The organism is Streptomyces sp. NPDC002619 (assembly GCF_042889305.1).
GTDB lineage: Bacteria > Actinomycetota > Actinomycetes > Streptomycetales > Streptomycetaceae > Streptomyces.
In genome coordinates this window covers 146,907-165,848 of record NZ_JBIAQV010000019.1, presented here as the reverse complement: position 1 = coordinate 165,848, position 18,942 = coordinate 146,907, and the positions used below count along the sequence as shown (strand labels likewise).

19 protein-coding genes are annotated in these 18,942 nt (G+C 70.1%); 4 read left to right on the top strand and 15 right to left on the bottom strand.

Features of this window, described 5'->3' with window-relative positions:
• Positions 1-91: 91 nt before the first annotated feature.
• Both ACFYXB_RS27165 and ACFYXB_RS27160 read right to left on the bottom strand, forming a co-directional pair.
• Complete coding sequence (locus ACFYXB_RS27165) at positions 92-1,444, bottom strand: class I SAM-dependent RNA methyltransferase (protein WP_389586742.1); 1,353 nt, start codon at positions 1,442-1,444, stop codon at positions 92-94.
• Between the two features lie 88 nt (positions 1,445-1,532).
• Entirely contained in the window at positions 1,533-3,581 is a 2,049-nt protein-coding gene (locus ACFYXB_RS27160) for an APC family permease (protein WP_389586740.1), read from the bottom strand.
• 408 nt (positions 3,582-3,989) lie between these two features.
• Here ACFYXB_RS27160 and ACFYXB_RS27155 point away from each other — a divergent pair, with 408 nt between their 5' ends.
• The gene (locus ACFYXB_RS27155; protein ID WP_389586739.1) at positions 3,990-4,661 is read left to right on the top strand and encodes an NAD-binding protein; all 672 of its coding nucleotides are present in this window, start codon (positions 3,990-3,992) and stop codon (positions 4,659-4,661) included.
• On the top strand, positions 4,661-5,332 hold the full coding sequence (locus ACFYXB_RS27150) for a TrkA family potassium uptake protein (RefSeq protein WP_351348234.1): 672 nt from the start codon (positions 4,661-4,663) through the stop codon (positions 5,330-5,332). Before ACFYXB_RS27155 ends, ACFYXB_RS27150 begins: the two co-directional genes overlap by 1 nt.
• 74 nt (positions 5,333-5,406) lie before the next feature.
• Here the strand turns inward: ACFYXB_RS27150 and ACFYXB_RS27145 are convergent, their stop codons facing one another.
• The 9 genes from ACFYXB_RS27145 to ACFYXB_RS27105 all read right to left on the bottom strand — a co-directional run bounded on the left by ACFYXB_RS27145 (position 5,407) and on the right by ACFYXB_RS27105 (position 14,008).
• A complete protein-coding gene (locus ACFYXB_RS27145; RefSeq protein ID WP_351348236.1) occupies positions 5,407-6,165 on the bottom strand; it encodes a DUF3159 domain-containing protein in 759 nt (252 codons plus the stop codon).
• 3 nt (positions 6,166-6,168) lie between these two features.
• Positions 6,169-6,567, bottom strand: a complete 399-nt coding sequence (locus ACFYXB_RS27140; protein WP_389586737.1) for an OB-fold nucleic acid binding domain-containing protein — start codon at positions 6,565-6,567, stop codon at positions 6,169-6,171.
• Between the two features lie 62 nt (positions 6,568-6,629).
• Positions 6,630-7,316 carry a response regulator gene (locus tag ACFYXB_RS27135; protein WP_351348240.1) on the bottom strand — a complete coding sequence of 229 codons (687 nt, stop codon included), beginning with the start codon at positions 7,314-7,316 and terminating at the stop codon, positions 6,630-6,632.
• Entirely contained in the window at positions 7,313-9,874 is a 2,562-nt protein-coding gene (locus ACFYXB_RS27130) for an ATP-binding protein (RefSeq protein WP_389586735.1), read from the bottom strand. The genes ACFYXB_RS27135 and ACFYXB_RS27130 overlap by 4 nt, the downstream gene beginning before the upstream one ends.
• Before the next feature lie 135 nt (positions 9,875-10,009).
• Positions 10,010-10,702, bottom strand: a complete 693-nt coding sequence (locus tag ACFYXB_RS27125; RefSeq protein ID WP_389586734.1) for an ABC transporter ATP-binding protein — start codon at positions 10,700-10,702, stop codon at positions 10,010-10,012.
• Positions 10,703-10,787: 85 nt separating this feature from the next.
• Positions 10,788-11,966: an alginate lyase family protein gene (locus tag ACFYXB_RS27120; protein ID WP_389586732.1), complete on the bottom strand. Its 1,179-nt coding sequence runs from the start codon at positions 11,964-11,966 to the stop codon at positions 10,788-10,790.
• Positions 11,967-12,115: 149 nt separating this feature from the next.
• Positions 12,116-12,880 carry a DUF3710 domain-containing protein gene (locus tag ACFYXB_RS27115; protein ID WP_351348248.1) on the bottom strand — a complete coding sequence of 255 codons (765 nt, stop codon included), beginning with the start codon at positions 12,878-12,880 and terminating at the stop codon, positions 12,116-12,118.
• A 1-nt stretch (position 12,881) separates the two neighbouring features.
• The gene (gene dut / locus ACFYXB_RS27110) at positions 12,882-13,427 is read right to left on the bottom strand and encodes a dUTP diphosphatase (protein WP_351348250.1); all 546 of its coding nucleotides are present in this window, start codon (positions 13,425-13,427) and stop codon (positions 12,882-12,884) included.
• Positions 13,424-14,008 (bottom strand): PaaI family thioesterase, encoded by a 585-nt coding sequence (locus ACFYXB_RS27105; RefSeq protein ID WP_389586729.1) that lies wholly within the window; start codon positions 14,006-14,008, stop codon positions 13,424-13,426. Before ACFYXB_RS27105 ends, dut begins: the two co-directional genes overlap by 4 nt.
• Before the next feature lie 58 nt (positions 14,009-14,066).
• Between ACFYXB_RS27105 and ACFYXB_RS27100 the strand changes: the two genes are divergently transcribed.
• A complete protein-coding gene (locus ACFYXB_RS27100) occupies positions 14,067-14,531 on the top strand; it encodes a DUF3093 domain-containing protein (RefSeq protein WP_351348254.1) in 465 nt (154 codons plus the stop codon).
• A 183-nt stretch (positions 14,532-14,714) separates the two neighbouring features.
• On the opposite strand, the gene ACFYXB_RS27095 is transcribed toward ACFYXB_RS27100, so the two are convergent.
• From ACFYXB_RS27095 to ACFYXB_RS27080, 4 genes are all read right to left on the bottom strand, one after another.
• Entirely contained in the window at positions 14,715-15,629 is a 915-nt protein-coding gene (locus ACFYXB_RS27095; RefSeq protein ID WP_389586727.1) for a hypothetical protein, read from the bottom strand.
• Between the two features lie 13 nt (positions 15,630-15,642).
• Positions 15,643-15,939: a DUF4193 domain-containing protein gene (locus ACFYXB_RS27090; protein ID WP_351348258.1), complete on the bottom strand. Its 297-nt coding sequence runs from the start codon at positions 15,937-15,939 to the stop codon at positions 15,643-15,645.
• A 404-nt stretch (positions 15,940-16,343) separates the two neighbouring features.
• A complete protein-coding gene (locus ACFYXB_RS27085) occupies positions 16,344-17,591 on the bottom strand; it encodes a sensor histidine kinase (protein WP_388497867.1) in 1,248 nt (415 codons plus the stop codon).
• A gap of 5 nt (positions 17,592-17,596) precedes the next feature.
• A complete protein-coding gene (locus ACFYXB_RS27080) occupies positions 17,597-18,250 on the bottom strand; it encodes a response regulator transcription factor (RefSeq protein WP_351348260.1) in 654 nt (217 codons plus the stop codon).
• 415 nt (positions 18,251-18,665) lie between these two features.
• Between ACFYXB_RS27080 and ACFYXB_RS27075 the strand changes: the two genes are divergently transcribed.
• Positions 18,666-18,839, top strand: a complete 174-nt coding sequence (locus tag ACFYXB_RS27075; protein ID WP_351348262.1) for a hypothetical protein — start codon at positions 18,666-18,668, stop codon at positions 18,837-18,839.
• Positions 18,840-18,942 lie beyond the last annotated feature (103 nt).

Here is an 18,942-nt window from a genome sequence, read left to right as displayed (position 1 = left end):
TTGAGGGCCTCCTTCCCGAGCTCGTGCATACCCGGACGATAGGAATTACCGGGCTGAGCAGGGAAGGGGGCCCGGCCCTCATAGGGTCAGGTCAGGAGCCCTTCGCCGCCGGTTCAAGGATGGCGACGCACTCCACGTGATGCGTCATGGGAAACAGATCGAACGCCCGCAGCGTCCGCACCCGGTACCCCCCGTCGCGGAAGTACCCCAGGTCCCGTGCCAGTGCCGCCGGATCGCAGGCGACGTATGCGATGCGGCGGGCGCCCAGGGACGTCAGGTGGGAGACCGTGTCGCGGCCGGCGCCCGCGCGGGGCGGGTCGAGGACGATGAGGTCGACCTCCGTGATGCCGGTGCGGGGGAGGACGGACTCGACCTTGCCCTGCTCGATGCGCACCCGGTCGAAGCCGGCGAGGTTGTGCCGGGCGTCCTCGACCGCGCGCTTGCCGGACTCGATGCCGAGGACCGCGCCCTTCTCGCCGAGGCGGTCCGCGAGGGCGCCGGCGAAGAGGCCGACGCCGCAGTAGAGGTCGAGGGCCATCTCGCCCTTGCGTGGGAGCAGGCCCTGCATGACCGCCTTGACCAGGGTGTCGGCGGCCATCGGGTGGACCTGCCAGAAGCCGCCGCTGCCGACGCGGTAGGTGCGGCCGTCGGCGCGCTCACGGACGAACGCGCGGCCGTGGACGCGGTGGATGCCGCCGTCCTTCTCCTCGACACGCATGACCGAGACGGGCTTGTCGAGCTCGACGAGGGGCAGGCGGGCGCCGGGGCGGGGTTCCAGGATCACCATGCGGTCCTGGGAGCCCGTCGCGGCGATCGCGTCGATGGAGGCCATGCCGGACCAGTCGCGCTCCTCGATGCCCAGTTCGCTGATGCCCGGCGCCGCGATCATGCAGTGCTCGACCGGCTCGACCTCGTGCGAGCGGTGGCGGCGCAGTCCGGCGTTACCGTCGGCGTCGACGGCGTACTGCACCCGCGTCCGCCACTGCGGCACCTCGCCCGCCGGCAGCTTGTCGCCCTCGGCCGGCATCACCGTGCCGTCCCAGCCGGCCTCCTCGGGCGTGAGGCCCGCGAGCCGCCGCAGCTGCTCGGCGATCACCTCGCCCTTGAGGCGACGCTGGGCGCCCGGCTTGGCGTGCTGCCAGTCGCAGCCGCCGCAGCGGCCGGGACCGGCGTAGGGGCAGGGGGCCTCGACCCGGTCCTTCGACGCGTCCAGCACGGACACGGCGTCGGCGCGCAGGAAACGTGCGCCCTCCTCGCCCTCGGTCACCCGCGCCAGCACCCGCTCGCCAGGCAGCGCGTGCCGGACGAACAGCACCTGGCCCTCGGCCGTACGCGCGATGCAGTGCCCGCCGTGGGCGACGGGGCCGATCTCGACCTCGTACTCCTCCCCCACCAGGGACCTGGCCTGCGCCCCCACCTGCGTCTTCTTCTGTTCTGCCTGCATGGCGGGGTGACTCCAGATCAAGGGACGGGGGCGGGCCCACACGGCGGGCCGACAACAGCCCACCAGTCTACGTCGTCCCGCGCACCCCTCAGTTCTTGGCGCTGGGCTCCTTCGGCCGCACCTGCGCAGGACCGCGCCGCACCGCACCCGGCGCGTTCCACTCCTGCCGCTTGCGGGCCCGGTCGCGGGCCACCTCGGAGGACTGGAGCTGGTACGGCACCGAGGTCACCATCACGCCGGGCGTGAACAGCAGCCGGCCCTTGAGGCGCAGGGCGCTCTGGTTGTGCAGCAGATGCTCGTACCAGTGGCCGACCACGTACTCGGGGATGATCACAGAGACCGCGTCGCGCGGGGACTGCTTGCGCAGGCCCTTGACGTACTCGATGATCGGCCGCGTGATCTCCCGGTACGGGGAGTCGAGCACCTTCAGCGGTACGTCGATGCCGCGCCGCTCCCACTCCTCGCGCAGCGCCTTCGTCTCCGCGGGGTCGACGTTGACGGTGAGCGCCTCCAGGGTGTCCGAGCGCATCAGCTTGGCGTAGGCCAGGGCCCGCAGCGTGGGGCGGTGGATCTTCGAGATCAGGACGACCGAGTGGACCCGGGACGGCCGTACGCTGTCGTCGCTCGGGCCCTCGGGAGCCGCGATCTCCTCGGCCACCCGGTCGTAGTGCTTACGGATCGCCGTCATCGTCGCGTAGAAGATGCACATGCCGAGCAGGGCGACCCAGGCGCCGTGCGTGAACTTCGTGACCAGGACGACGACCAGCACCAGACCGGTGAAGAAGGCGCCGAAGGCGTTGATCGCGCGGGAGCGGATCATGTGGCTGCGCTTGGCCGGGTCCTTCTCGACGGCCAGGTGGCGGTTCCAGTGCCGGACCATGCCCGTCTGGCTGAGCGTGAAGGACACGAACACGCCGACGATGTAGAGCTGGATCAGCCGGGTGGAGTCGGCGCCGTAGATGAAGACCAGCAGCGCCGCCGTCCCGGCGAGCAGCACGATGCCGTTGGAGAAGGCGAGGCGGTCGCCGCGGGTGTGCAGCTGGCGCGGGAGGTAGCGGTCCTGGGCGAGGATCGAGCCGAGCAGCGGGAAGCCGTTGTACGCCGTGTTCGCCGCCAGGAACAGGACGAGGGCGGTGGCCGTGGCGAGGACGATGAACAGGAAGCTGCCCTTGCCGAACACCGCCTCGGCGACCTGGGAGATCACCGGGTTCTGGACGTAGCCCGAGCCGAGGGCGACGCCGTTGTGGATCAGGTCGCTCGCCGGGTTCTCGGCCATGCGCACCTTGGTGACCATCGCGAGGGCGATGATGCCGCAGAACATCGTCACGGCGAGCAGGCCCATCATCGCGAGCGTGGTCGCCGCGTTCTTCGACTTGGGCTTGCGGAAGGCGGGCACGCCGTTGGAGATCGCCTCGACGCCGGTGAGCGCGGCACAGCCGGAGGAGAAGGCGCGCAGCAGCAGGAAGACGAGGGCGAAGCCCGCGAGGCCCTGGTGCTCTGCCTTGATGTGGAAGTCGGCGGTGGGCGCGCGCATGGTGTCGTCGAGCACCAGACCGCGGAAGGCGCCCCACGCGATCATGATGAAGACGCCCGCGACGAAGACGTACGTCGGGATCGCGAAGAGCGAGCCGGACTCCTTGACGCCTCGCAGGTTCATCAGCGTCAGCAGCACGATCACCGCGACCGCACACATCACCTTGTGCTCGACCACGAACGGGATCGCGGAGCCCAGGTTCTCGATGCCGGAGGCGATGGAGACGGCGACGGTGAGGACGTAGTCGACGAGCAGCGCGCTGGCGACCGTGAGGCCGGCCTTGGGGCCGAGGTTGGTGGTGGCGACCTCGTAGTCGCCGCCGCCGCTCGGATAGGCATGCACGTTCTGCCGGTAGGAGGCGACCACGGTGAACATCAGCACGACGACCGCGACGGCGATCCAGGGGCTGAAGTGGTAGGCCGACACGCCCGCGATGGACAGGACCAGCAGGACCTCTCCGGGCGCGTACGCGACGGAGGACAGCGGGTCGGAGGCGAAGACGGGGAGAGCGATGCGCTTCGGCAGGAGCGTTTCGCCCAGCCGGTCGCTGCGCAGTGCGCGCCCGATCAGGATCCGTTTGGGCACGTCGGTCAGTTTGGACACGACAGAGGATCGTAGGCCTTCGAACAGGTAGCCGCCCACCCTCCCCCGCTCTCGACTTCGCTCGAACGGGGGCACCCCACCCCGGATCTGCTTCAAGAGTGAACTCGAAGACGAAAGGAACTGCGGATTCCGAAGTCGGCGCGCCCATCGTGCCTAGATGGCAAACCCCGCCTGTTGTCGCCCTTCGGAGGTTCCATGCCCGTGACCGCAGAGTTGATCGGTGCCGCGGCCACCCTCGTCGGCCTCGGAATCCTGACCCTGTGCAGCGTGCGCAGCATCACGCGCCGCTGATCGCCGCAAAGCCTCGCACGGGGGTGCCCACCCCGGACGATGCGTGTGTAGCTTTGGGCGTCGGTCTGAGACCCTGATGGGGCTGAGCAGTAACTTTTGGACACCGGAAGGACGGTCGTGCACATCGTCATCATGGGCTGCGGGAGAGTGGGTTCCGCTCTCGCCCAGACCCTGGAGCAACAGGGGCACACGGTCGCCGTGATCGACCAGGACCCCACCGCCTTCCGCCGACTGGGCCCCGGCTTCGGTGGCCGCCGGGTCACCGGGGTCGGTTTCGACCAGGACACCCTGCGCGAGGCGGGCATCGAGGAGGCGGACGCCTTCGCCTCCGTCTCGAGCGGTGACAACTCGAACATCATCGCGGCGCGGGTGGCCCGTGAGATGTTCGGCGTGGAGAACGTCGCGGCCCGGATCTACGACCCCCGCCGCGCCGAGGTCTACCAGCGCCTCGGCATCCCGACGGTGGCCACGGTCCGCTGGACGGCGGACCAGATGCTGCGCCGGCTGCTCCCCTCCGGTGCCGAGCCGCTGTGGCGCGACCCCACCGGCGGCGTCCAGCTCGCCGAGGTGCACACCTCCCCGGCCTGGGTGGGCCACAAGATCAGCAGGCTGCAGGAGGAGACCGGGGTGCGCGTGGCGTTCTTGACCCGGCTCGGCGAGGCGATCCTGCCCAGCTCGCAGACGGTGCTGCAGGAGGGCGACCTCGTGCACGTGATGATGCGGACGGACGAGGTCGACAAGGTCGAGGCCGTGTTCGCGCAGGGTCCCGAAGAGGAGGGCGGTCACTGATGAGGGTCGCCATTGCCGGTGCCGGTGCGGTGGGCCGCTCGATCGCGGGCGAGCTGCTGGAGAACGGCCACGAGGTCCTGCTGATCGACAAGGCGCCGACCGCCATCTCGGTCGAGCGGGTCCCGCAGGCGGAGTGGCTGCTGGCCGACGCCTGCGAGATCACGTCCCTGGACGAGGCAGCGCTGCAGCGCTGCAATGTCGTCATCGCCGCGACGGGCGACGACAAGGTCAACCTGGTCGTCTCGCTGCTGGCGAAGACGGAGTACGGCGTTCCGCGCGTCGTCGCCCGCGTCAACAACCCGAAGAACGAGTGGCTGTTCAACGAGGCCTGGGGCGTCGACGTCGCCGTCTCCACGCCGCGTCTGATGTCCGCCCTGGTCGAGGAGGCGGTGAGCGTCGGCGACCTGGTCCGGCTGCTCCGCTTCAGCCACGGCGACGCGAACCTGGTCGAGCTGACCCTGCCGGAGGAGTCGGCGCTGGCCGGCACCCAGGTCGGCGACGTCGAGTGGCCCGAGGACACGTCCCTGGTCACGATCATCCGCGGCACCCGCGTCCTCACCCCGTCCAAGGAGGACTCCCTGGAGCCGGGCGACGAGCTGCTGTTCGTGGCCGCGCAGGCACGCGAGGAGCAGCTGGAGGACCTGCTGTCGGTGCGTCGCGCGGACGACTGACGGTTTTCGGCGGTACGACGATGAGGGGCGCCCGGTGCAGTACCGGGCGCCCCTCATCGTCGTAAACCTTGTGTCTACCTGCGGTGACGGCCACCGGTGGAAGCCCCGCCGCCCTCCTGGGCCAGCGCGGCCTTCCGCTCCTCCTCGGCCTTCTCCTCCGCCTCCATCTCGGCGAACACGTCGATCGGTGCGGGCGCCTTCGCGAGGAAGACCCATGTCAGCCAGACCGCCAGCAGGAACGGCGGGATCTTCAGCGTGACGAGGACCCAGCCGAGCTGGGTGGTGTCGGCCCACCAGTACAACGGGAAGAGGATCGCGCACTTGGCGAGCAGGATCAGGCCCCAGGCCCAACTGGCCTTGGCATAGGCCTTCTTGCGGCCGGGGTTGCGGGTGCGCCAGGAGAGGTTCTCCTTGAAGACCGGGCCGAGGATGAGGCCGATCAGGGGCACGCCCGCGAGTGTCGTGACGATGTACGCCAGGGCCAGGCCCAGGGTGTACAGCATGCCCGGCAGGTAGAAGTCCTTGGCGTTGCCCGTCATCATCGCGAAGACCACGCCGAAGGCGACGCCGAAGACGCCGCTGAAGGCGTGCTTGACGGTGTCCTTCATCACCAGCCTGACCACGACCAGGACCAGGGACACGGCCAGGGCGGCGATCGCCGACCAGTGCAGGTCCTTGTTGATCGTGAAGATGGTGACGAAGAGGAGTCCGGGCAGGACGGTCTCGACCATGCCCCGGACACCGCCGAACGCCTCGAACAGCGCGGCCTCGGTCACCGCCCGCGCATCGTCTTGCTGCTGGGCGTCTTCGGTCGGCTTGTCGAGTGACGTCACCGGCTACTCCCTACCGAGGGGTCTCAGTTCGTACTTGGGATTGAACAGCACCCGGCGGCCCCGGCTCATCGAGATCCGGCCCGATGCGATCAGCTTGCGCCCCGGTTCTATACCGACGATGGAGCGCCTGCCGAGCCACACCACGTCCAGCGCGGCGGAGCCGTCGAACAGCTCGGCCTCCAGGGCCGGGACTCCGGCGCGTGGTCGGATGGTGACCGTGCGCAAGGTACCAGTAACCGTGACGACCTCGCGGTCCTGGCAGTCACCGATCCGGACACAGCCCGCGGTCTCGGCGTCTTCCCGCAGCTCCTCGGACTCCAAGTCCTCCTGGGACGAGGAGAGCCGGTCGAGCATGCGCCGGAACCGGCCCACCGGCTTTTCGGAACGGGGAACAGCGCTCATGTCCAAAGCGTACCGGGGCCCACCGACACTGTCGTACCCCTGCCGCTCCCCCTCGAACCGGCTCACCTCTCGAACCGGTACCCCATCCCGGGTTCGGTGATGAAGTGCTTCGGGTGTGAGGGGTCCGTCTCCAGCTTTCTGCGCAGTTGTGCCATGTACACGCGCAGATAGTTCGTCTCGGTGCCGTACGACGGGCCCCACACCTCCTGGAGCAGCTGCTTCTGGCTGACCAGGCGGCCCGTGTTGCGGACCAGCACCTCCAGCAGATGCCACTCCGTGGGGGTCAGCCGTACGTCCTTCCCGCCCCGGTTGACCTTCTTGGCGGCCAGGTCGACCGTGAAGCCCTCGGTCTCCACCAGGACGTCGTCCTCGCCGCTCCCGTCGACGGGCTCGGCGCGGCGCACGGCGGCCCGCAGCCGGGCCAGCAGTTCGTCCATGCCGAAGGGCTTGGTGACGTAGTCGTCGGCGCCCGCGTCGAGCGCCTCGACCTTCTCGTCGGAGGTGTGCCGGGCCGACAGGACCAGGATCGGCACCCGGGTCCAGCCGCGCAGGCCCCTGATCACCTCGACGCCGTCCATGTCGGGCAGGCCCAGGTCGAGGACCACCACGTCGGGATGGCGGGAGGCGGCGAGTTCGAGGGCGGTCCTGCCGTCGGGGGCCGCGTCGACCTCGTACTTTCGGGCCTTGAGGTTGATCACGAGGGCGCGCACGATCTGCGGCTCGTCGTCGACCACGAGCACACGGGTCATGAGGCCTGCCTTTCGGGTATGACGGCCGTATCCGCTCCTTCGGCGGGGACGGGTGCGGGACGCGATCCTGCGGCGGGGAGGCTGAGGACCATGGTGAGGCCGCCGCCGGGCGTGTCCTCGGCGTTCAGGGTGCCGCCCATGGCCTCGGCGAAGCCCCGGGCGACCGCGAGGCCGAGACCGACGCCGGCGCCGCGCGGGGCGTCGCCGTAGCGCTGGAAGGGCTCGAAGATGCGTTCCTTGGCCTCGTCGGGGACGCCCGGGCCGCGGTCCACGACCCGCACCTCCACCCGGTCGGCGATGGCGCTCGCGGCGACCAGCACGGGCCGGTCCGGCGGGCTGTACTTGACGGCGTTCTCCACCAGGTTGGCGGCCGCCCGCTCAAGGAGTCCGGGGTCGACGGCGACCATCGGCAGGCTCTCGCCGATGTCCAGCTCCACGCTGTCCTCGGGTACGCCGACCAGCGCCATCGGCACCACCTCGTCGAGGTCGATGTCGCGGACGATCGGGGTGACGGTGCCGGTCTGCAGCCGGGACATGTCGAGCAGGTTGCCCACCAGGTGGTCGAGGCGGTCGGCGCCCTCCTCGATGCCTTCGAGCAGCTCCGCCCGGTCCTGATCGGACCAGGCCACGTCGTCGGAGCGCAGCGAGGTGACCGCCGCCTTGATCCCGGCCAGCGGGGTGCGCAGATCGTGGCTGACGGCGGCCAGCAGGGCGGTGCGGATGCGGTTGCCCTCGGCCAGCGCGCGGGCCCGATCGGCCTCCTCCTGCAGGCGCCGCCGGTCCAGGACGACGGCGGCCTGGGCGGCGAAGGCCGCGAGCACCCGGCGGTCCTCGGCAGGCAGGACGCGCCCGCTCATGGCGAGCGCCATGTGGTCGCCGACCGGTACGTCGACGTCGGCGTCCTCGGGCCGCTCCAGCGGCCGCCCGAATCCGGCGCGGCCCGCGCAGGTCCACGGCTCGACGTCGCCGGCCCGCTCCAGCAGGGCCGCCGACTCCATCCCGAAGGTCTCCCGGACCCGTTCGAGCAGCTCCTCCAGGCTGGTCTCGCCGCGCAGCACGTTGCCGGCGAGGAAGGAGAGGATCTCCGACTCTGCGCGCAGCCGGGCCGCCTGGTGGGTGCGCCGGGCCGCGAGGTCCACCACGGAGGCCACCGACACCGCGACCCCGACGAAGATCGCGATGGCCACGATGTTCTTCGGGTCGGCGACGGTCAGACGGTGCAGGGGCGGTGTGTAGAAGTAGTTCAGCAGCAGCGAGCCGAAGGCGGCCGAGGCCAGGGCGGGCAGGAGTCCGCCGAGCAGGGCCGCCGCCACGGTCAGCGTCAGGAACAGCAGCATGTCGTTGGCGAGGCCGAGGTCGACGGTGTTGAGCAGCACCGCCATGACCACCGGGCCGACCAGTCCGACCAGCCAGCCCGCGACGATCCGGGACCGGCCGAGCCGCGCGCCACGGGCCACGGGCAGCCCGCGTCCCTTGGCGACCTCGTCGTGGGTGACGATGTGCACGTCGAGGTCGGGTCGCGACTCCCGGGCGACCGTGGCGCCGACGCCGGGCCCGAAGATGTACTGCCAGGCCTTGCGGCGCGAGGAGCCGAGGACGATCTGGGTGGCGTTGACACCGCGCGCGAAGTCCAGGAGGGCGGCGGGTATGTCGTCGCCGACGACGTGGTGGAAGGTGCCGCCGAGGTCCTCGACGAGGGTGCGCTGGACGGCCAGTTCCTTCGGTGAGGCGGCGGTCAGCCCGTCGCTGCGGGCGATGTAGACGGCCATCACCTCACCGCCGGCGCCCTTCTCCGCGAGCCGCGCGGCCCGGCGGATCAGCGTCCGCCCCTCCGGGCCGCCGGTCAGACCGACCACGATCCGCTCCCGCGAACCCCAGATCGCCGAGACCCGGTGCTCGCTGCGGTACTGCTTGAGGTATTCGTCGACCCGGTCGGCCACCCACAGCAGCGCAAGCTCGCGCAGGGCGGTGAGATTGCCGGGCCGGAAGTAGTTCGACAGGGCCGCGTCGACCTTGTCCGACTGGTAGATGTTGCCGTGCGCCATCCGGCGGCGCAGTGCCTGGGGCGACATGTCGACCAGCTCGATCTGGTCGGCCCGCCTTACCACCTCGTCGGGGACCGTTTCCTGCTGCCGTACGCCCGTTATCGACTCGACGACATCGCCGAGTGACTCCAGGTGCTGGATGTTGACGGTCGACACGACGTCGATCCCGGCCGCCAGCAGCTCCTCCACGTCCTGCCAGCGCTTCGCGTTGCGCGAGCCGGGGATGTTCGTGTGGGCGAGTTCGTCCACCAGGGCGACCTGGGGCCGGCGGGCCAGGACCGCGTCCACGTCCATCTCGGTGAAGACGGCGCCGCGGTATTCGAGTTCCTTGCGCGTGATCTGTTCCAGGCCGTGCAGCATCACCTCGGTGCGCGGCCGGTCGTGGTGCTCCACGAAGGCCACCACGCAGTCGGTGCCACGCTCCACACGCCGGTGCGCCTCCGACAGCATCGCGTAGGTCTTGCCCACGCCCGGTGCCGCGCCGAGATAGATCCGAAGCTTGCCGCGTGCCATGGCCCCATTGTCTTCCGGTAACTGCTGCCTACGCAGCGTCGACCTTACGGCCAGCAATCCCGGCAATAGGGACAGGGGGTCGGTCGGCGGGCATCTTTGACGCAACCCTGACGGGCCCGGCGGGTGCTCGGTGGCTCAGTGCTCGACGATCTTCCCGTCGCCCAGTTCCAGCACCCCGTCGGCCAGGTCGAGCAGGGTCGTGTCGTGCGTGGCGACCAGCGCGGTGACGCCCTCGCTGTGGACGACGGCGCGCAGCAGTTCCATCACCGCGAGCCCGGTCTCCGCGTCCAGCTGGCCGGTCGGCTCGTCGGCGACGAGGAGCGCGGGGCGGTTGGCGAGGGCGCGGGCGATGGCGACGCGCTGCTGCTGGCCGCCGGACAGCTCGCCGGGCCGCTGGGCCGCGTGGTCGGCGAGCCCGACCAGGGACAGCAGCAGTTCGACGCGCTCCTCGCGCTCCCGCGGGTCGGCCCGGCGCAGCCGCATCGGCACGCCGACGTTCTCGGCGGCGGTGAGGATCGGGATGAGCCCGAAGGACTGGAACACGAAGCCGATCCGGTCCCGGCGCAGCTCCAGCAGTCCGTTCTCGCCGAGTGCGGCGAGATCCTGCCCGTCCACGTCGATCCGCCCGCGGTCGGGTGTGTCGAGCCCGCCGACGACGTTCAGGAGTGTGGTCTTGCCGGACCCCGAGCGCCCCTTGAAGGCGACCAGCTCGCCGCGCGGGACCTCGAAGGAGACACCGCGCAGAGCGTGTACGGCGGCGGCTCCATGGCCGTACGACTTGTGGACGTCCTCGACGCGGACCATGGTCTCGGTGGCCACTCGGCTCATGGTGCCTCCCGTATCCCCGTCCCGCGCCCCCCGCGGACCGGGCGCCAGTATCGCCGCCTGGCGCCCGGTCGATCAACGGTTCGGGTCAGTTCGGGTTGTCGCCGTGCGTCAGGGTCTCCCAGGCGACGAAAAGGTTGTTGCTGCCCGCGGGGCGCTGCGCCTCTGTCAGTGCCTGGGTGTTGGTCATGGCGATGCCCAGGCGGTTGTGCAGGGCGTTGTAGCCGACCTCGGTGACGGGTCCGAGCCCGAGGTTGAGGGAGCCGCCGCACAGCCAGCTCGGCACGGCCTCGCCGCGCTGGTACTTCGACTGGAAGCCGAGCGCCTGCCGCAGCCGCTCGCCGATGTCCGTGCCGTACAGGTCCTGGCCCTGGATCCGGCTGGTCTCGGCGATGTGCGAGATCGCGGAGATGCCGTATCCGGTGTGGGTGAAGTCGCGGCAGGTCTCCTGGGTGAGGCCGGTGACAAAGGTGGACTGGCCCTGCCAGTAGGAGACGATCTTGGCGGTGGTGTCGAGGTTCTGGCTGGGCACGGTCTTCGGCACGGAGCCGTCGGAGGACAGATAGACGTAGGCGGCCGTGCGTGTGCGGAACTTGGCGATGGCCGTGTCGTACGAAGTCTTGTCCTCCAGGAAGACGGAGATGCCGACGGCGGCCTCCATCATCGACAGCTCCCAGTTGCCATTGGAGTTGGAGCCCTTGATGACGACGGGGAGGTAGACGTTGCGGAGCATGGTCACGAAGCGGCCGGAGTTCGCCCAGCCGCCCGTGTAGGTGTACTTGATGATCTCGGCGGCCTTGGGCCAGGAGGAGCCGGCCCAGCCGGTCTGCAGGGGCGCGTTGCTGTTGGTGTGGCTCTGGATCGTGGCAGACCAGGCGTCCATGATCTCGATGGCCTTCTGGGCGTAGCGCGCGTCCCGGGTGACGTACCAGGCGAGGGCGTCGGTGTACGCGGCGATCGCGTCCTCGCGTTCGTCGGTGCAGCCGTAGTTGGGGTTCGAGTACGAGCCGCACTCGACGGTGGCGCGGGGCTTGGGGGTGCGGTTCAGGTCGGCGTACTTGCTGGCCATCATCTGGTCGTAGGCGGCCTTCCAGGGCTGGGCGCCCGCCTGGACCTTGGCTCGGGCGAAGTCCAACTGCCCCTGGGAGACGGTGACTCCGGGATGGACGAAGGTGGCGGGGGCGGCGTCGGCGCGGTGGGCGGCGGGTGCCGTCAGGACGCCCAGTACGAGGGCGGTCACGACCGCGAGAAGGGGGGTACGACGCACAGCAACTCCGTTCTCGTATGTGAACTCGGAGCGCCTTTATGAACGTAGGCGTTGGCCGTGGACCATAGGTACAGTCCAATGCCCCGTCAAGAGTCCGCGCACGAGAAAGGGCCGCACCCGCCAGGGGTACGGCCCTTGTCACATCAGAGTTACCGGACCTCGGTGATCTCCGGTCCGCGCTGCAGCTGGCCCATGCCGCCGGAGAAGCGCGAGCCGCTCTCCTCCTGCTGGACGCCCTCGGGCACCATCTGGGCGTCGTTCGGCAGCTTCAGGACGATCGGGTCACGGGGGGCCATCGGGCCCTCGCCGCGCACCACGACCGTGTCCCGGAAGATCTGCTCCAGAAGCCCGGCCGCCTGCGGCTGCACCGCGCCCTGACCCGAGATCACACCGCGCAGGAACCAGCGCGGACCGTCCACGCCGACGAACCGCACGACCTGGAAGCCGCCGGTGCCGTCCGGCAGCTGCACCGGCACCTGGGCGCGCATCTCCCAGCCCAGCGGACCCTCGACCTCGTCGACGATGCCGCCCTGCTGGGTGATGCCGGAGCCGATCTCCTCGCGCACCTCGCCCCAGATGCCCTCGCGCTTGGGTGCGGCGAAGGCCTGAAGCTGGATGGCGCTGTCGCGCAGCACGACGGTCGCCGCGACGATCGCGTCACCCGCGACCTCGACCCGCAGCTCCATGCCGTCGACACCGGGCACGAACAGACCACCGAGGTCCACGCGGCCCTCGCTCGGGTCGCGCACCTCGGAGTCGTCCCAGGGCCCGTCGGGCCGCGGCTCCGGCTCGAGCCGTACGCGCTCGCGCTCGCCCTCTACCTCGTCCGCCTCGGTCTCGACGCTGTCGACGACCTGCTCGGCCTCGCCGGCCGCGCCCTCGGCGGCACCCTTCCTGTTGCGACGTCCGAACACGTCACTGTCCTTCCCGGTCGGATACGACCGAAGCGTATCGATTCCCACGCGTCCGGCCGCCCTCGGCGGCCCGACCGCTTGTGCCGCTCACGTCGCCCACCGCGGCATGACCGCCGGTGGACCCGAAGCCCCCCTCGGCCCGTGCCGAGTCGGGAAGCTCCGCGACCTCCTGGAAGCGGACCCTCTCGACCTGCTGGACGACCAGTTGGGCAATCCGGTCGAAGCGCTCGAACCGTACGGGCTCGTACGGGTCGAGATTCACCACGATCACCTTGATCTCCCCACGGTACCCGGCATCAACCGTCCCTGGGGCATTCACCAGGGCGACGCCGCAGCGGGCGGCGAGACCGGACCGGGGGTGCACGAAGGCCGCGTACCCCTCCGGGAGGGCGATCGAGACCCCCGTGGGCAGCACGGCACGCTCGCCGGGCTTCAGTTCACGCCCCTCGGTGGTGCGCAGATCGGCCCCCGCGTCGCCGGGGTGCTCGTACGCCGGGAGCGGTACGTCGGGGTCGACACGGCGGATCAGGACGTTCAGGGGGCTCACGGGTTCACCTCGAAGGCGCGGGCACGGCGGACCTGGTCGGGGTCGTCCATCGCGGCCCGGATCTCCTCATGGCGGCCGTGGTCGATGAAGTGGTCGACCTTGACCTCGATGAAGAGGGCGTCGGCGCGGACGGCGACGGGTCCGTCGGGGCCGTCTATCCGGCCGACGGCGGTGGAGTAGATCTTCCGCCCGGCCACGGCGGTCACCTCGGCGGACAGGTACAGGGTCGTCCCCACCGGCACGGGCCGTACGAAGTCGGTCTCCAGGCGTCCGGTCACGGCGATGGTCCGCAGCAGCCAGTTCAGCGAGCCGAGCGTCTCGTCGAGCGCCGTGGCCAGCACACCGCCGTGCGCGAGGCCGGGGGCGCCCTGGTGGGCACCCTGCACGGTGAACTCGGCGGTGAGGGAGACGCCCTCGCCCGCCCGGGCCTCCAGATGCAGTCCGTGCGGCTGGTCGCCGCCACAGCCGAAACACTGGCCGTAGTGCGCGCCGAGGAGCTCACCGGGCGCGGGAGCGTCGGGGTGCCGCACCGGTCGCACGGCGTCGGCGGAAGGCTGAAGAGCTGCGGAACTACCACTCACAGGCGCAGACCTTACCCGCGCGTCGGTCCTATCCCGACACCATGCCAAGCTTGGTTTCATGCAGCTCTCCGCCACCCCGTACGAAGAACGCCTCACCGCCCCCCGCTCCTGGTGGCTGATCAGCTTTCTGGTCGGCGTCTCCTTCGCCCTGATCCTGCTGCCCTTCGGCACCCTGCCGATGCTGGGCGGGCTGGTGGGCGGCACGGCGGCGGCCGCGGTGACGGCCAGCTCGTACGGCTCGCTCCGCATCCGCGTCGTGGGCGGTCACCTCATCGCGGGCGAGGCGAAGATCCCGGTGTCGGCCCTCGGCGACTCGGAGGTGCTCGACCCGGAGGAGGCCCAGGCCTGGCGCACGTACAAGGCGGACACCCGCGCCTTCCTGCTCCTGCGCGCGTACATCCCGCGGGCCCTGCGCGTCGAGGTCACCGACCCGTCCGACCCGACGCCGTACCTGTACCTGTCGACACGGGACCCGGAAAAGCTGGCGGCTGCCATCGAGGCGGCACGGGGATCGGCGGCGTAACGGCGATGTAGGACCGCCGGTTCGCCGCGAGGGGGCGGGAACCTGCGGACGCGTCTGCTGCGAGCGCACCGGGGAGCCTGCCGGCACGCCTGCCGCGAACGGGGTCTCAAGCCCGTCGGCACAGCTGCCGCGAGCCGGGCGCGGGAGGCCGGCTCCCATCCCCCGCGAGCCGGCCGGCGGGCTTCAGCCCAGTTCCTTGCCGATCTCGCCCATCGTCAGCGGGTCCGCCGGAGGTTCCAGCGGGGGCAGTTCGGGGAGTGCGTCCCACGGGACCTGGGCCTTGCGCAGGTCGGCGCGGATGCGCGTGGCGAGTTTCTTGGTGTCCCGGCGGTTCATGACCGCCCCGACCGCGGCGCCGACCATGAACGGCATCAAGTTCGGCAGATCGCGCACCATCCGCTTCATGATCTGCTGGCGCAGCTCGCGCTTCATCTGGCCCCCGAGGGCCGAGTTGATCGTCGACGGCTTCATGACGTCGATACCGCGCTCCCCCGACCAGGAGGACAGATACGCGGTGCTGCGGGCCTTGAGGTTCCCGGGCGGGCGGACGCCGTAGACCTCGTGGAGTTCGGCGATCAGCTTCAGCTCGATCGCCGCGACCCCGGTGATCTCCGTGGCCAGCTCCGTCGGCATCGCGGGCGGCACGGGCAGCATCGCGGCGGCGCCGATGCCGGCCCCGACCGACGAGGTCGCGTTCGCCGCGCCGCTCACGAGCTTGTCGGCGATCTGCTCGGGCCCCAGGCCCGGGAACTGCCTGCGCAGCGTCGCGAGGTCCCGTACGAGGATCCGCGGGGCGATGTCGATGATCCGGTCCGCGAGGTACGACAGGCCCGCCTTCGCGCGGCTGCCGCCCTTGCGGGCGCCTTCCCGGGCGAAGTCCCGGGCCTTGTCCCGGACGACGGCGACCCGTCGCCTGGCGACGGGCGCCGGCTGCTCCGCCGGTGCCGGGAGGTCACCCCGGTCGGCGGGTTCGAGCGAGGCTCCCCCTTCGGTTGAGCCCCGCTCGTCCTCACGCGCTCCGTGCGGGCCGTCGGACGGCCCAGGGTCCGCTCCCCGCAGGGGGAAGCGGCGCTTCCGAGGTGGGGTCGAGCCAGTCACGGCCGACCCCTCCTCAGTCGCAGTCGCGGCAGATCGGCTGACCGTTCTTCTCCCTGGCCAGCTGGCTGCGGTGGTGCACGAGGAAGCAGCTCATGCAGGTGAATTCGTCCTGCTGCTTCGGCAGGACCCGGACGGCCAGCTCCTCGTTCGAGAGGTCGGCTCCGGGCAGTTCGAGGCCTTCCGCGGCCTCGAACTCGTCGACGTCCACTGCGGCGGTGGACTTGTCGTTCCGGCGGGCCTTCAGTTCTTCAAGACTGTCCGAGTCGACGTCGTCGTCGGTCTTGCGTGGAGTGTCGTAATCGGTTGCCATGTCGCTCTCCCCCTCTGGGTGTCTGCGGTGTCTTCCGCGCACGTAACGCGTGAGAGGCCGGACTTGTGCCCGACCTGAGGCGGAGATTTTGCCTCACATCAAGGTCTGTTACTCAATCGACACCCAACCGGACTCCTCAAGAGTGATCGGCTTGGATGGCGATGGGGACCGTACACGGTCCGAATGCCGCACCTCAAAGGCGTCTCACCGTGTACTTCCCGTGATCAAGACCCCTGAAAACCAGGATTTTCCCGGCTTTCTGCCCATGGGCATGATCACGGAGAGTAGATGGCCGGAAAACCGCCCATGTGATCGATCACACATGCGAAACCATGGCGAGGTGCCAGAAAATTCCGCGCAAAGCGAACATCCTCGCGTGTGTCGTCGACCCCCTCAAGATCGAATCACACCGGCAGTGTGACCCGCATCACGAGCCCGCCCCCCTCTCGCGGCTGGGCCACGATGTGCCCGCCGTGCGCCCGCGCCACGGACCGGACGATCGACAGACCGAGCCCCACACCCTTGTCGCTGCCCGTGCGCTCCGTACGGAGCCGTCTGAAGGGCTCGAAGAGGTTGTCGATCTCGTACGCCGGCACGACCGGGCCGGTGTTCGACACGGTCAGTACGGCCCGACCGTGCTCGATCTCGGTGTTCACCTCGACCCACCCGTCCTTGGCCACGTTGTAGCGCACCGCGTTCTGCAGCAGGTTCAGCGCGATCCGCTCCAGCAGGACGCCGTTGCCCTGGACCACCGCGGGCCTGCGCTCGCCCCTGATCCGTACGCCCTTGGCCTCCGCCTCGCCGTGCACCTGGTCGATGGCCTGCGTTGCCACCTCGGCGAGGTCGACAGGCTTGCGTTCGACGATCTGGTTGTCGCTGCGGGCGAGCAGCAGCAGACCCTCCACGAGTTGCTCGCTGCGCTCGTTGGTGGCCAGCAGCGTCTTGCCGAGCTGCTGGAGCTCCACGGGCGCGTGCGGGTCGGACAGGTGGACTTCCAGGAGCGTGCGGTTGATCGCGAGCGGGGTGCGCAGCTCGTGGGAGGCGTTGCCGACGAAGCGCTGCTGGGCCGTGAAGGCGCGCTGGAGGCGCTCCAGCATGTCGTCGAAGGTGTCGGCCAGCTCCTTCAGCTCGTCGTCCGGGCCGTCCAGCTCGATCCGGCGGGACAGGTCCGAGCCGGCCACCTGGCGGGCGGTGCGGGTGATCCGGCCCAGCGGCGACAGCACCCGGCCCGCCATCGCGTAGCCGAACGCGAAGGCGATCACGGCGAGGCCCAGCAGGGCCAGCAGCGACCGGCTGAGCAGGTCGTCCAGGGCGACCTGGCGCTGGTGGTCGACGCACTGGCTGATCGCGTCGTTGAAGGCCGCCAGCGGCAGGCTCGTCGTGTTCATCGCGGGGCAGTTGTCGCTGGAGACCTGCAGCTTCTCGAAGTTGACGATCTTGAACAGCGGCTGGTTGCCCGTGTTGATCGCCTGCGCGGCCAGCAGGTAGATGATCGACAGCAACAGGATGCCGGCGATCAGGAACATTCCGCCGTACAGCAACGTGAGCCGTATGCGGATGGTAGGGCGCAGCCAGGGGAACGGGGGCTGGGGCCTTCTGGGGTCCCAGGTGGGCTTCGGCGGAGCCTGGGGCGGTGCGGGAGTCGGGGCCACCGTCATCAGATCCGGTAGCCCGAGCCGGGGACGGTGACGATGACGGCCGGCTCGCCCAGCTTGCGGCGCAGGGTCATCACGGTGACGCGCACGACGTTGGTGAACGGGTCCGTGTTCTCGTCCCACGCCTTCTCCAGGAGCTGCTCAGCGGAGACGACGGCGCCCTCGCTGCGCATCAGCACCTCCAGGACGGCGAACTCCTTGGGAGCGAGCTGGACCTCCTTGCCGTCGCGGAAGACCTCGCGGCGGTTGGGGTCGAGCTTGATCCCGGCGCGCTCCAGGACGGGCGGCAGCGGCACGCTGGTGCGCCGGCCGAGGGCACGCACGCGTGCGATGAGCTCACTGAACGCGAACGGCTTCGGCAGGTAGTCGTCGGCGCCGATCTCCAGGCCTTCCACGCGGTCGCTGACGTCGCCGGAGGCGGTGAGCATCAGCACGCGCGTGGGCATACCCAGCTCGACGACCTTGCGGCAGACGTCGTCGCCGTGCACGAGCGGGAGGTCGCGGTCGAGGACGACCACGTCGTAGTCGTTGACGCCGATGCGCTCCAGGGCGGCCGCACCGTCGTACACGACGTCGACGGCCATGGCCTCCCGGCGCAGTCCGGTGGCCACCGCATCGGCGAGCAATTGCTCGTCCTCGACGACGAGTACGCGCACGTCGCTTGTCCTTCCTGTGTCCACCCGCGTAGCTCACAGGGGGCGCGCGCGGGCAGGGGGCTTCGTGGAGTGTGGCCTCCATCCTGCCCTTTTCGGCTATAAGTCGGCTGTAAGGCGGGTGCGGGGCCGGACAGATCCGTTCGCCGGGGCGGGAATGCGAGATTTTCTCTTCCGGTTGAGGTTTCCACAGAGGGGAGCGGGGGGAGGACGGCTTGTACACCCCGCGATCACGCTCTGCATGTGCCGCACCACCATGCGGTACCTCGCGGTCCGCTTACCGCAGAGCGGGCGTGGGTGTCCGGCACCGCCGCCGCCCAGCAGGGCAGCGCTGGGCACCTGCAGGAGACGTGATCGCCCCTTCCGAACGGCACACCCCCGTGCCACCGACCCACGACCCAGGACGAGGGGGCGCAGCATGGACGCATTCACCGCAGGACTTCTGCAGCGCATAAAGACGACCGAGTCCGACCTGTCGCGGGCTCGCGACGAGGGCGACGACTTCCTCGTCGAGGTGGAGCAGGCCGAACTCGACGACCTGCGCCGCCTCGCCGCCGAACACGGTGTGGAGGTCGGCGTGACCAGCGTCTGAGAGCCTGAAGCGCAACAGTGGGACCCCGGCGAATCCAGCGCCGGGGTCTTGCTGTTTTTTTCTGTCGGCCGACAGCCAGGGCCCACCAACGTCCGCTGTGCCG

Bases quoted from the DNA above. Each gene is read 5' to 3' on its own strand.
- ACFYXB_RS27165 (WP_389586742.1), bottom strand. From the start codon at position 1,444: ATGCAGGCAGAACAGAAGAAGACGCAGGTGGGGGCGCAGGCCAGGTCC.
- ACFYXB_RS27150 (WP_351348234.1), top strand. From the start codon at position 4,661: ATGAGGGTCGCCATTGCCGGTGCCGGTGCGGTGGGCCGCTCGATCGCG.
- ACFYXB_RS27140 (WP_389586737.1), bottom strand. From the start codon at position 6,567: ATGAGCGCTGTTCCCCGTTCCGAAAAGCCGGTGGGCCGGTTCCGGCGC.
- ACFYXB_RS27135 (WP_351348240.1), bottom strand. From the start codon at position 7,316: ATGACCCGTGTGCTCGTGGTCGACGACGAGCCGCAGATCGTGCGCGCC.
- ACFYXB_RS27130 (WP_389586735.1), bottom strand. From the start codon at position 9,874: ATGGCACGCGGCAAGCTTCGGATCTATCTCGGCGCGGCACCGGGCGTG.
- ACFYXB_RS27125 (WP_389586734.1), bottom strand. From the start codon at position 10,702: ATGAGCCGAGTGGCCACCGAGACCATGGTCCGCGTCGAGGACGTCCAC.
- ACFYXB_RS27100 (WP_351348254.1), top strand. From the start codon at position 14,067: ATGCAGCTCTCCGCCACCCCGTACGAAGAACGCCTCACCGCCCCCCGC.
- ACFYXB_RS27090 (WP_351348258.1), bottom strand. From the start codon at position 15,939: ATGGCAACCGATTACGACACTCCACGCAAGACCGACGACGACGTCGAC.
- ACFYXB_RS27075 (WP_351348262.1), top strand. From the start codon at position 18,666: ATGGACGCATTCACCGCAGGACTTCTGCAGCGCATAAAGACGACCGAG.